This window comes from Rhodococcus sp. H29-C3 (assembly GCF_030063405.1).
Lineage (GTDB): Bacteria > Actinomycetota > Actinomycetes > Mycobacteriales > Mycobacteriaceae > Rhodococcoides.
In genome coordinates this window covers 253,632-265,630 of sequence record NZ_JASITC010000002.1, presented here as the reverse complement: position 1 = coordinate 265,630, position 11,999 = coordinate 253,632, and the positions used below count along the sequence as shown (strand labels likewise).

Annotated in this window: 10 protein-coding genes; 5 read left to right on the top strand and 5 right to left on the bottom strand. The window is 61.0% G+C overall.

Going from position 1 to position 11,999, the window contains the following annotated elements; all coding sequences use genetic code 11:
• Positions 1-9: 9 nt before the first annotated feature.
• Both QMK32_RS05295 and QMK32_RS05290 read right to left on the bottom strand, forming a co-directional pair.
• A complete protein-coding gene (locus QMK32_RS05295) occupies positions 10-837 on the bottom strand; it encodes an SDR family oxidoreductase (protein ID WP_283473474.1) in 828 nt (275 codons plus the stop codon).
• 20 nt (positions 838-857) lie between these two features.
• Entirely contained in the window at positions 858-2,411 is a 1,554-nt protein-coding gene (locus tag QMK32_RS05290) for an aldehyde dehydrogenase family protein (protein WP_283473472.1), read from the bottom strand.
• A 132-nt stretch (positions 2,412-2,543) separates the two neighbouring features.
• On the opposite strand from QMK32_RS05290, the gene QMK32_RS05285 reads away from it, so the two are divergent.
• The 5 genes from QMK32_RS05285 (at position 2,544) to QMK32_RS05265 (ending at position 8,519) form a co-directional block, all read left to right on the top strand.
• Positions 2,544-3,788, top strand: coding sequence for a PucR family transcriptional regulator (locus tag QMK32_RS05285; protein WP_269301733.1), 1,245 nt, complete (start codon positions 2,544-2,546; stop codon positions 3,786-3,788).
• Positions 3,789-3,935: 147 nt separating this feature from the next.
• Positions 3,936-4,592, top strand: coding sequence for an SDR family NAD(P)-dependent oxidoreductase (locus tag QMK32_RS05280; protein ID WP_269301732.1), 657 nt, complete (start codon positions 3,936-3,938; stop codon positions 4,590-4,592).
• A 220-nt stretch (positions 4,593-4,812) separates the two neighbouring features.
• On the top strand, positions 4,813-6,171 hold the full coding sequence (locus QMK32_RS05275; protein WP_283473469.1) for a cytochrome P450: 1,359 nt from the start codon (positions 4,813-4,815) through the stop codon (positions 6,169-6,171).
• A gap of 188 nt (positions 6,172-6,359) precedes the next feature.
• Positions 6,360-7,502: an acyl-CoA dehydrogenase family protein gene (locus tag QMK32_RS05270; RefSeq protein WP_269301730.1), complete on the top strand. Its 1,143-nt coding sequence runs from the start codon at positions 6,360-6,362 to the stop codon at positions 7,500-7,502.
• 30 nt (positions 7,503-7,532) lie between these two features.
• Positions 7,533-8,519, top strand: coding sequence for an alpha/beta fold hydrolase (locus tag QMK32_RS05265; RefSeq protein ID WP_283473468.1), 987 nt, complete (start codon positions 7,533-7,535; stop codon positions 8,517-8,519).
• 8 nt (positions 8,520-8,527) lie between these two features.
• On the opposite strand, the gene QMK32_RS05260 is transcribed toward QMK32_RS05265, so the two are convergent.
• From QMK32_RS05260 to QMK32_RS05250, 3 genes are read right to left on the bottom strand one after another with little or no spacing between them, the layout of a single operon-like run.
• Positions 8,528-9,682 (bottom strand): acyl-CoA dehydrogenase family protein, encoded by a 1,155-nt coding sequence (locus QMK32_RS05260; RefSeq protein WP_269301728.1) that lies wholly within the window; start codon positions 9,680-9,682, stop codon positions 8,528-8,530.
• Positions 9,679-10,470 carry an enoyl-CoA hydratase-related protein gene (locus QMK32_RS05255; RefSeq protein WP_269301727.1) on the bottom strand — a complete coding sequence of 264 codons (792 nt, stop codon included), beginning with the start codon at positions 10,468-10,470 and terminating at the stop codon, positions 9,679-9,681. Before QMK32_RS05255 ends, QMK32_RS05260 begins: the two co-directional genes overlap by 4 nt.
• Positions 10,467-11,990 carry an acetyl-CoA acetyltransferase gene (locus QMK32_RS05250; protein WP_283473466.1) on the bottom strand — a complete coding sequence of 508 codons (1,524 nt, stop codon included), beginning with the start codon at positions 11,988-11,990 and terminating at the stop codon, positions 10,467-10,469. Before QMK32_RS05250 ends, QMK32_RS05255 begins: the two co-directional genes overlap by 4 nt.
• Positions 11,991-11,999 lie beyond the last annotated feature (9 nt).

Genomic DNA, 11,999 nt, shown 5'->3' with positions numbered 1-11,999 from the left:
TGCGGACTCTCAGCTGTGACGGGCCCGCTCCTCGTAGTCCCGCCGGGCAGCGCTGTCGACGTCTTCGAGGAAGACTTTGTCGGTGTGAAGGGCACGAGTGAGCGCTTCACCGACGCTCCGTGGGAGGAACTTCTGACTCGCGGCCAGAGCACCGACGAGCTTCGTCACCCGTACCTTCGGCTTGGGTTTTTCGATCAAAGCCACGATGGCTCGCGCGATGGTCTCGGGTTCCGCGTTCTTGAGTCCGGGGATTCCCTTGGTGCCTGCAGTCAGCTCGGTGTTGACGAAAGAGGGGAGGACCATGGAGAACTCGATTCCGGTGCCGCGGTGTTCTACGCGCGCTGCGTCCGTGAAGCCGACGACGGCATATTTGCTGGCGCAGTAGGTAGCCAGACCCGGTGTGTAAATCTCGCCTGCAAGTGAGGCGATGTTGATCACGTGGCCACGGCCGCGCGGCAACATTCGCTGAACAGCAAGTTTGGAACCGGTGATGACTCCGAGGATGTTGATGTCGAGGATGCGGCGGGTGACCGCATGAGGCTCGTCCACGATCCGACCGGTGGGCATGATGCCGGCATTGTTGATGAGCACGTCGATAGGTCCGAGCTTTGCTTCCACGTCGTCGAGGAAGGCCTCGAACGATTCGGTGTCCGTTACGTCGAGCTTGCTGTAGCTGAGCAGGTCGAGTTCGGTCGCGGACTCTTTCAGTTTGACGTCGTCGATGTCCCCGATCGCTACTTTTGCGCCGAGTTGGGTCAGGGCCGTGGCAGTAGCGAATCCGATTCCTCGGGCACCGCCGGTGATCGCGATGACGCGACCACGCAGAGAATTGGTCATGTTCCGTCCTTCTATGGTCGTTACAGGGTCTTCGAGCGGCTTGTCACGGACAAGCGACGGCGTGGGTCACGCGCGACGAGGGCTCTCAGGACGCGGCCGACGAGTCGACCGCGGATCGGCGAGTACGGGTACCACAGCAACTCGCGCTTCAATTTGGGTCCGCGCGGTACTGTGATCGCTTGCTGCCGAGTGTATTTCCGAATTCCGTACTCGCCACCGAATCGTGCGCCGAGGCCGGATTGCTTCCAGCCTCCATGTGGTAGTCCCAGCGCGAACAGGTTGGAGAAGGCGTCGTTGATGTTCACCGCGCCGGCTTCGAGTCGGCGGGCGATCTCCTCGCCGCGGGCTCGGTCCCCGCACCACACGGTTGCGGACAGTCCGTACTCGGAATCGTTGGCCAAGCGCACGGCTTCATCGGCATCGGCAACCTTCACGACCGGGATTGTCGGCCCGAAGGTCTCCTCTCGGATGCAGGCCATCGATTGATCGACGTCGACGAGGACTGTCGGCTCGAAGAACGTGCCGGTGCTGCCGGCTTTGCCGCCGGTCAGCGCAGTGGCGCCGCCCTCCACAGCGTCGGCTACGTGCCGCGCGACAAGGTCGCGCTGGGCCGGGGTCGCCAGGGCGCCGATGTCGATTCCGTATCCATCGTCGTCGGCTCCTTGACGCAGCGAGCCTACGAGCTTCGCGAGTCGCGCGACGAAGTCGTCGTACACCGGCGCTTCGACGTAGACGCGTTCGATCGACACACACACCTGTCCGGCGTTGAACAATCCACCCCAGGCGATTCCGGCGACTGCACGGTCCAGATCCGCATCCGCCAGCACGATGGCAGGATCTTTGCCACCGAGTTCGAGGCTGCAAGGCACCAGTCGCTCGGCAGCCCGTATCGCTATCGCTCGACCGGTTGCAGTGGAACCGGTGAACTGCACGAAGTCCACTGAATCCACGACCGATGCACCGGTGTCACCGCGGCCGGTGAGTACCGAAAAGACAGGGGGAGCGCCGATTTCCGACCATCCCCGCGCCAGTTCTACGGCTGCCAGTGGCGTGACCTCGGATGGCTTGAGCAGCACAGCTGCACCAGCAAGCAAAGCTGGAATGATGTCCATCGCCGGCATCGCGAGCGGGAAATTCCATGGTGTGATCACACCCACCACTTGATACGGGCGGAAGGTTTTGATCAGTCGTTTGCTCATCGACAGAGGGCCGTGCGGCTTTACCCGCTCATCGGCGAGAAACTTACCGGCGTTGTCTGCGAAATAGTTGATCAAATCGCACGCGAGTGCAGGTTCGATGGCTGCTTCGGCGCGTGGCTTGCCGGTCTCGGACTGGAGCACGTCGATGATGCGGTGCTCATTGTCGAGGAGCCAGTCCCGCAGCTTCCGGAGCCACATGGCTCGTCCTTCTGGCCCCAGCGCCTCCCACTCGGATTGGTGGGTGCGCAAGCCTCTGACCGTCTCGGTTACCGTCGCGGCACCCTCGTCCGGGACGGATGCGACGAACCGGCCGTCAGCGGGGCAGTGCACGTCGATGTTCTTGTGGTTCGTGTGCACCGTGCTCTCCGATGTCATGCGAGACCCGCCTTCTGTGATGTAAGACATTGACTATTACGATTGCACAATTGTCACACCGATTCTTGGCCAATTTGGCTAAAAGATCCGTTGAAATCTGTGTTCGAAGTCCAAGATGAAAGGGGCGTCGGCGTGTCCTCCGATGACATGGTCTTTGTTTGGCTCCGGGACTTCGCAGCGGAGGCGCTGGTGCCGGAAACGCTGGACGGCCTCGTCGTGCGCTTCGCCGCCGCGATCGCGGCCGAGGTCCCCGAGGTTGCCGCGGACCGAGAGCTTCGAAGAGATTTAGGCGTCAGCACTCGCGAGCAGGGACGCGCATTGCTTGTTTGGCTCACCGGTGATTCCTCGGAGGTGGAACCCCCGCCGGCGGCGCATGATCTTGCACGAACAATCGCTCGCCGGGGTATGCATCTGAGGGTGCTGATGCAGATCTACCGCGTCGGACAGAAGGCGCTGCTCAAATTCGCGGCGGAGACTGCGAGTGAGCGCATCACGGACCCGGTGCTGGAACCGAAAGTTCTGATTCGATTGCTGGAGCGGGCAAGTCATTGGCTCAACGTCTCACTGGAGGTGCTCGCCGACACCTACGGGCAAGAGAGGGAACGGGGATTGAGCGGCGCGTTCGCCCGGCGGGCGGAAACCGTGGAGGCGATTATACGAGGTGAGATCTCGGATGTCGGGACGGCGTCGAATCGGTTGGACTACCCGTTGCTCCGGTATAACACTGCCCTTGTGCTGTGGTTCGAAGACTCGCAGCCGGAGCCTTCCGAGGACGGTATCGGCCTCTTGGATTCCGTCGCCCGTTCGCTCGCCGCAACAATCGGGGCTCGGCAACTGCTGACGGTGCCTTCAGGATCGCGGGGTCTATGGGCATGGATGACCGCGGATTGCGAACCAGATCTCACGGCGCTGGCTATCGGCGAGGACGTTCCGATCGGCATTCGGGTGGCAATCGGTAGTCCAGGCGTGGGAATGCATGGATTTCGTCAGAGTCATACGGAAGCTATTGCTGCTCAGCATGTTTCGGAGTCTCATCCTGGTCGATCCCATCTGATTCACTATGCGGACATCGAGATTCTTCACTTGCTCGAAGGTAATACTGGCGCGGCCAGGGCAATGGTGTCCCGTGAACTCCGCGGCCTCGACGGTAGCGATGCATCCTCGGAGATGCTCCGTCGTACGTTGCGCAGCTATTTGGCGGCGAATCGCAGTCCGGACGCGGCCGCGCGGTCCCTCGGCGTCCACAAGAACACCGTGCGCTACCGCATTCAGCGCGCCGAGGAGTTGCTCGGCCGTCCAATCGGACCGAACAGGCTGAAGCTGGAACTCGCGCTCGAGTACGCCGACACCTACGGGCCGGTAGTCCTGAACGAGTGACGAAGCACCTCCGCCCGCGAGCGCACCCCCTCATCGCCGGCCCGGCGCTTTCGTAGATGCCGACGTTGAGTTCGTACAGCGCGCCGACCGAGCGCACACGGTGAAGACTGTGCGCATCGAACCCGGTCTATTCAGGAGGTCATCAGGATGAGCAAGTCCACTGTGGTAATCGTTGGGGCAGGCTCCGGCGTAAGTGCAAGCATTGCCCGGAAGTTCGGCAATAAAGGATTCACGGTTATCCTCCTTGCCAGAAATGCAGAATCACTGCAGTTGCAGGTGTCAAAACTCCAGAAGGAAAATATCGAAGCCCATGGGATCGCTGCCGACGCCTCGGTATCGGATACCTTGATCTCCGCGTTCGGCCGCATCACATCAGAATTCGGGACACCGGACGTCTTGGTCTACAACGCGGGATCCAACACGATCAGCGAACCGTCGACCTTGGAGCAAAAGGCGCTACTGAGCGACTTCACAGTCAATGTCATGGGCGGTCTGACGTCCGCGCAACAGGTCATCCCCGGGATGATCGAACGAAAGTCCGGAACCATCCTGTTCACCGGCGGCATGCTTGCGTTGAACCCCGTCCCTTCGCGAGCGTCTGCCTCGATAGGTAAAGCCGGATTGCGAAATCTGTCGTTCACCCTGGCCGAGGAACTGGCACCGCATGGCATCACTGTGGGTATCGTGACCATCGGCGGTGTAGTCCAGCCAGGCACCTTCTTCGATCCGGATTTGATTGCCGAGTCGTACTGGGAACTGTTCACCAACGGCCATCCGAAGGAAATTCTCTACACGCAAACGTAGTCGAGGCTACTGCGCTGCTCGAGCGTCCCGCAGTTTGTCCGAAACTCGGCCAGTCCGGCCACCAGCAATCTCGTGCACCGCAGTTCTGCGCGCTGTTCGCCGCTCACTCCGGGTACGAGGGGTCATGGAACGGCATATTGACAGATGTGATCACTGTGACGCAGACTACGATCATCTGACAGGACGCGCTGTCAGATAGGAACGAAGTCGAGGTTTCGTGATGTCCAAAGTCCTGGCCGCCCCACCCGCTGGCTCGAACCTGCGCCCGATCTCGGGGCGATCCGGGATCCCCGGCGTCGGGCACTCGTTCGAATACATCCGTGATCCGCTGGCGTTGATGCAAAAACAATGGGACAGCTACGGCGAGGTGTCGTGGTTCTCGATGGTCGGGAGGCGTTGGGTTGCAGTTCTGGGGCCGGATGCGTGCCAGGAAGTGCTGCAGAACAAGGATCGGGCATTCGCCAATGGCGACGGTTGGTCGGTGTTGATCGGCCCCTTCTTTCACGGTGGCCTGATGCTGCTCGATTCCAAGGAACATCTGCGGCATCGACGCATCATGCAGCAGGCGTTCACCCGATCACGGCTCGAGAAAACTGTGGACGTGCTCAATCCGGCGCTGGACTCGGCGCTCGACGCGTGGGCTCCGGTAACCGGATTCCGCGCCTACACTGCCCTCAAAACCCTCACTCTCGATCTCGCGACCGAAATCTTCATGGGCGGCGCGGAAGACTCCACCGCCAGCGAAATCGCCTTGGTGAAAGAAGCTTTCGTCGATTGTGTGCAGGCGGCTACCTCGGTGGTCCGCTACCCGGTTCCGGGTACGAGGTGGAAGCGGGGGCTCGATGGCCGTCAGGTGCTCGAGGACTTCTTCCGGCACTACCTACCGGCACGTCGAGCCAGCGAAACGGACGATCTGTTCTCCGTGCTCTGTCACATCGAATCTGAGGACGGTCAACGCTTCAGCGACGACGAGGTCATCGATCACATGATCTTCCTTCTGATGGCCGCCCACGACACCTCCACGATCACCATTTCCACGATGATGCAGTACCTGGGTCAGCACCCACAGTGGCAGGAAAGATGCCGGACGGAGTCGCTCGCGTTGGGAACGTCGGCGCCCAGCTATGGCGATCTCGATGAACTGAGCAGCCTCGATCTGGTCATGAAGGAATGCCTCCGGCTTGTCTCGCCGGTGCCGGTGATGGCGCGCCGAGCAGTGCACGACACCGAAATACAGGGGCATTTCGTCCCCGCGGGAAGCTACGCAGCGGTGGTCCCACACTTCACCCATCACATGGCGCAGTACTGGCCCGAACCCGAACGGTTCGATCCCGAGCGCTTCGCGGACGATAGACGTGAAGACAAGGTGCACCGATACGCCTGGGAGCCGTTCGGCGGCGGTGTACACAAGTGCCTCGGCATGTCGTTCGCTGGTGCCGAGATCAAAACGATCATGCATCACCTGCTGCTCCGATACGACTGGCACGTCGACGCGGATTACGTTGCACCACTCGACTTCACCTCGTTGCCGTTCCCCTCGGACGGCCAACCGATCGATCTGCGTCGACGCGAGGTATGACCTCCTGTTTTGCCGAGTGAGACCGATCGAAGCGTATCGCGACGGCCGACGCTGACGGATGCGGTCATCGATCCTGATCGTCCGGGTCATCGACCCCGGCTCTGAAGAATTCTATCGTTGGTACGACAATTCAATGGGTGCAACGGAGTTCAGCTGACACGCGGTGCATCCACCTAGTGGGAGATGGCATGGAACGTACTATTTTCGAACCCGAGCACGAACTCTTTCGGGAATCCTTCAAGAAGTTCTTGGCGCAGCACGTCGCGCCCTTTCATGAAAAGTGGGAAGAGCAGAACATCGTCGACCGCGATGTCTGGGTGGAAGCCGGCAAGCAAGGATTCCTCGGGATGGATGTTCCCGAAGAATTCGGTGGCGGAGGAGTCAAGGACTTCCGATACAACGTCGTCATCACGGAGGAAGCCACCAAGGGCGGTTACAGTGGTATCGGTTTCATGCTGCACAACGATGTCGTTGCGCCCTATCTGATCGACCTGTGCGACGACGAACAGAAGCAGAGATGGCTCCCGGGATTCACCTCGGGAGAACTGATCTCTGCGATCGCCATGACGGAACCCGGAACTGGTAGCGATCTGCAGGGGATCAAGACCAAAGCAGTTCGCGACGGTGATGATTGGATTCTCAACGGCTCCAAGACTTTCATTACCAACGGCATCAACGCAGACATCGTGATCGTCGTGGCATGCACTGATCCTGACAAGGGAGCACAGGGTTTCAGCCTCTTCGTCGTGGAACGAGGAATGCCAGGTTTCGAACGTGGCCGCAACCTCGACAAGATCGGGTTGAAGGCACAGGACACCGCAGAACTGAGCTTCACCGACGTCCGAATTCCCGCAGCCAATATGCTGGGCGACGAAGGACAGGGCTTCCTCTACCTGATGAAAAACCTTCCGCAGGAGCGGTTGTCCATCGCCGTCGTAGCTGCTGCGGTCATGGAATCCGTCCTGGAGAGCACCATCCAGTACTGCCGCGACCGTAAGGCTTTCGGTAAGTCGATCGGCAAGTTTCAGAACACACGATTCGTGTTGGCGGAGGAGGCCACGATGGCCACAGCCGTCCGCATCCTCGTGGACAAGTTCATCGAACAACTCAACAACGAGAAGCTGACCGTACAAGAGGCAGCCATGGCCAAATGGTGGACAACCGAGGCGCAGGTCAAGCTGATCGACCGCTGTCTGCAACTTCACGGTGGCTACGGTTACATGAAAGAATACCCAGTAGCCAAGGCATTCATGGATTCTCGCGTTCAGACCATCTACGGCGGCACAACCGAGATAATGAAAGAAATCATCGGACGGTCCTTGAACCTTTGATCGCATTTACGAAAAGGATGACGACTCGGCATGGAGTTCGACGAACTTGAAGTTGTCATGGACGCTGGTGCCGACTTCCGCGCGGGTTACACGGCCGAAGAATCTCTACGGAACCCGCCGGGGCCGTACGAGGTTGTCACGGTCGGCACCACTGACGGCGCGAAGATCCACGTCCGCGCATACGGACCGAAGAACGCACCTGCCGTGGTGTTCGTTCACGGATTCGCATGCAGGCTCGAGTATTGGAACCCACAGATCAACAGCCTGAGCAGGCGCTACCGAGTCATTGCCTACGACCAGCGCGGGCTCGGGCGTAGCACGATGGGAAGTGCTGGTGTACGGCCGGACGTGCTCGGTGACGATCTCGCGGCCGTGCTCGATGCGATGGTCTCGCCAGGTAGACCGGCGGTGATCACCGGCCACAGTTTCGGTGGCATCACCGTCATGGCGTGGGCACAAAGCCATCCGGAGCAGGTGCGCAGCCACGCTTCAGCTGTGCTGCTTGCCAATACGATCGCAGATCGATTCAGAGCAAACACGGCCATCATGCCGTTTGCTGGTCGCTACGGCTTCGTTCGGGGTCCACTGCTGAGTGCGATCATGCGCAGCCGGGCGTGGTTGCCCGAACGTGCACCGATCACTCGCGCAGTTCGTAGCATCGCAATGTCACCGCAAGCCACATTGAAACAAGCGGACTTTTTGCGCGTCATGGTGGCGGGAGTGGCGGTCAGAACTCGGGTCCTGTGGGGTTCGGGATTGTTCGATCTCGATGTTCGCGGTGGCCTCGAGCATCTCACGGTTCCCTGCACTGTGCTTGTGGGCTCTGTGGATCGCCTCACCCCGCCGATGGCCGCCCGACAGATCGTCGCGATCCTGCGCTCGCACGGCGGAATACCCAAATTCGTCGAAATGGTCGGGATCGGCCATTGCTCGAACATTCAGGCTTCTGCGGAATTCGACGCAGAAGTTATCGAATTGCTCGAAATGACCCGACCCCGCACCACTGCGAACGACTGATCAGTGACTCAGAGTCCGAGCATCTTGCAGATGATCTCGTTCATGATTTCGGTAGTTCCACCACCGATGCCCAGGACCCGGGCATCGCGGTAGTGCCGTTCGACCTCTGACTCGCGCATGCAACCGAGTCCGCCGAATAATTGGACGGCTTCGTAGACAGCGTGGTCGCAGACTTTGACCGCGTTGTTCTTGGCCATGGCTGTTTCGGCGAGCATGCCTCCGTTGTCGACCCAACGCACTGCTACCGATCGGCAGAACTCCTCGGCGGCAGTAATTTCGGTCGCCAACTCGGCGATGCGATGTCGCACGACCTGGCGGGTGGACAGTGGTCGTCCGAAGGTTTCGCGTGAGCGCACCCATTCCGTGGCCAGGTTCAGGCATCGACGGGCGGTTGCGACGGCCTGAAATGCCAATGACAGTCGCTCACCCTGGAACTGTTGGGCGATCTGTCCGAAACCCGATCCCTCTTCGCCGATGAGGTTCTGGGCCGGGACGCGCACGTTGTCGTAGAACAGTTCGGCGGTGTCCGAACACAGCCACCCCATCTTCTCCAGGCGCCGGGACACGGTGAATCCCGTTGTGGTGGTGGGGACTACAATGAGGGAGATGCCGGCGTGTCCACGATCTCCGGTCCGCACAGCGGTGGTGACGAAGTCTGCACGCGTACCGGAGGTGATGTAGAGCTTGGAGCCGTTGATGACGTAGGAGTCGCCATCGCGGGTGGCAGTGGTGGAGATGTTCGCGACGTCGGATCCGCCGCCCGGTTCGGTGATCGCGAGCGCCCCGATCATCCGTCCTTCCAGGGCGGGCCGCGCGAATCGGTCGATGAGATCGTCGTTGCCCGAGGACACGATATGCGGGGTCGCGATTCCGTGACTGAACAGCGCCGATATCAGGCCCGAGGAGCCCCCGGACAGTATGATCTCCTCGAGGATTGCCAGCATGTCGAGGGCATTACCGCCCGACCCGCCGACACTTTCGGGTGTCGATGCCCCGAGAAGGCCCAGCGTGGCCGCAGTGTGATGCAGCTCGCGGGGAACCTCGCCATTGCGCTCCCAAGTGGCGAGGTCGGGAAGGACGTGCTTGGTGGTGAACTGTCGGGTGAGATCGCGCAATGCCCTACGGTCGTCGGTGTCCCACGAATTCCCGAGTGCAGCAGTCATTTTCCACTCCAGATCGGGTCACGCTTCTCCAGGAATGCCATGATGCCTTCCATCGTGTCGGCCGAAGAACTCAACTGTGCCAAGGCCTGCTCGGTGAGGGCCCAGCCTTCTGCCTCACTGGGGACTGCCCCATCGACGATTCCGCGGGCAACGGTCTTGCTGGCTTGCACCGCCAATGGCGCACCGCCGGCAATGGTCTCGGCGAGTGCAAGAGCGGTGGCAAGCACCTCGGCCTGCGGGACCACCCGATTGACCAAGCCCCAACGCAGCGCATCTTCGGCGCTCAGTGCGTTACCGGTGAGCAACAGTTCCAGCGCGACCGCGCGTGGGATCGCGGTGACGAGTCGAAACACTCCGCCGGCACCGGCGATCAAACCGCGCTTGACTTCCGGAAGCCCGAAGGTCGACGTGTCCGCTGCCACAACGAGATCGCTTGCGAGCGCGAGTTCTGTTCCGCCGCCGAGTGCATTGCCGTTGACTGCCGCGATGATCGGTTTCGTGATGTGGTGTTTGACAACTCCAGCGAAACCCCAGTGTGCTGTGTCGGGCGGCGTCACCCCATCCGGTCCGGAGGTGCCGAGGGCCTTGAGATCTGCGCCGGCGCAGAACGTTGCCTCTCCAGCCCCGGTCAGCACCACCACTCGGATCTCATCGGTGGCTTGTGCCAGTTCCCACGCTTCACCGAGACCACGGTGCACATCGGCATTGATACTGTTGGCGGCTGCCGGTCGGTTGATGGTCACGAGCAGTGTGTGCCCACGTGTTTCGGTGAGTACGACTTCGGTCATAGCTGTACCTCTTCTTTCAATGAGACCGCAACCCGGCCGTCGTGGTCGGTGATGGATATTCGCGCGCCGACGAGCGAGCGAGCGCCGCCTTGCGTGTAGCGAAGCAGTGCTGCCGCGTCGTTCGAGTCGGTGTGGCCTGCGACCCGTGATCCATCGTCGGTCACCGTGATGATCAATGCAGATTTGGGGCTTTCGTCCCGCTCGAAATCTATTGTTGCGGTGACGATATCGGCATCACCAACGTAGCCGTGCAGCATGGGTGGACCGGTTTCAGGTATCTCGTGAGGATTCGGATCGCCGACGTACCCGTTGCGATGAGGATTGCGTGACAACAGCACGGTGTGCTGATGGGTGAGATAGCCACCGTTCGCATGGACGAGCGCCGGTACGTCGACGTCGGTGCTGCGCAACAGTCGGGTGACCTCGGCGATCGCGTGGAGTGTGTAGCTGTTGAGCGGTCCACCGAAAAAGGAGTGACCGCCCAGGACGCTGGGCACGGTCGAGTGCGGAAGACCCAGAGCCTGGATCAGCAGCTTCGGCACCACGGGGAAGCAACTGTAGGCGTCGACGATTCCTAGGTCGCCACCTGTCACCTCGGCCTGCTTCAAGGTGCGGTCGACGGCGGATTTCAGTGCTGCCGATCGACCGAAGTCTTTGCGCGCAAGCACGTCCGCAAATTCGGTTGCACCAGCGCCGCCCCACAGATAGACGATGCGGTCCTTCGCGACACCGAATTCGATGGCAGCGGCGAGTGAACATACGACGATTGCGGCAGCTTGATCGACGAACGGCATCGCATTCATCGTCAGTGGGTACGCGTCGCTGACCAACCGGTTCTTGGGTCCGCTGGTGGCGATGTCCTCCGGTGTTCGCGCGGTGGGCATCCACGCGCACGGGTGTGCGGCAGCAAGTTCGGAGAACTGTGCATACATCCGAGCCGAATACTCACGAGACTGCTGGGGGCTGTCACCGATGTCGTAGCTGAACCGGTTCTCGAACAGTGGGTATACGCGGGTCGGCGCGAGTATCCCGGCGCGCTGCATCTCGGGGCTGCCGAGGTCGTCCGAGGTAAAGGTGGGTGGCCCCCCTGGTGCAGCAAGCCAGTCCCGAGTGGTCGGATCGACGCCGAGCTTCGTCAACGCGTTCAGCGATGCTTGGGCTTCACCGCCCACCAGGAGCGTCACCGACGAGGACCGGTCGGCGATCTCGGAGCCGATGCGGTCGAGTAGAGCCGTCGGCCAGTGGCCGCCGATCGAACTGGTCCAGGTGCGTGGGCTGTCGGCGCCGATACGTTTCGCGAGCAGATCCGGTAGGTCGTCGTAGGACCAGCTCGCGGTTTTCACCGCGTAGATCGTGTCCACGCGGGAGCCGATGGTCTCGATTCCGGTGTCGGCAAGGGCGGCGATCGTTGCTTGGGAGATGAGATCCAGGGGATCCCGCGGCGAAGCGGGTGCTCCGGCCCGTCCCGAGCGAATATCGGCAACGCCGATGATCACCGGCACTGTCGTGGGGTCTGTCATAGACGCCAC

What these genes read in the sequence shown, in the direction of transcription:
- QMK32_RS05295 (WP_283473474.1), bottom strand. Translation starts at nt 837, where the DNA reads ATGACCAATTCTCTGCGTGGTCGCGTCATCGCGATCACCGGCGGTGCC.
- QMK32_RS05290 (WP_283473472.1), bottom strand. Translation starts at nt 2,411, where the DNA reads ATGACATCGGAGAGCACGGTGCACACGAACCACAAGAACATCGACGTG.
- QMK32_RS05280 (WP_269301732.1), top strand. Translation starts at nt 3,936, where the DNA reads ATGAGCAAGTCCACTGTGGTAATCGTTGGGGCAGGCTCCGGCGTAAGT.
- QMK32_RS05275 (WP_283473469.1), top strand. Translation starts at nt 4,813, where the DNA reads ATGTCCAAAGTCCTGGCCGCCCCACCCGCTGGCTCGAACCTGCGCCCG.
- QMK32_RS05270 (WP_269301730.1), top strand. Translation starts at nt 6,360, where the DNA reads ATGGAACGTACTATTTTCGAACCCGAGCACGAACTCTTTCGGGAATCC.
- QMK32_RS05265 (WP_283473468.1), top strand. Translation starts at nt 7,533, where the DNA reads ATGGAGTTCGACGAACTTGAAGTTGTCATGGACGCTGGTGCCGACTTC.
- QMK32_RS05260 (WP_269301728.1), bottom strand. Translation starts at nt 9,682, where the DNA reads ATGACTGCTGCACTCGGGAATTCGTGGGACACCGACGACCGTAGGGCA.
- QMK32_RS05255 (WP_269301727.1), bottom strand. Translation starts at nt 10,470, where the DNA reads ATGACCGAAGTCGTACTCACCGAAACACGTGGGCACACACTGCTCGTG.
- QMK32_RS05250 (WP_283473466.1), bottom strand. Translation starts at nt 11,990, where the DNA reads ATGACAGACCCCACGACAGTGCCGGTGATCATCGGCGTTGCCGATATT.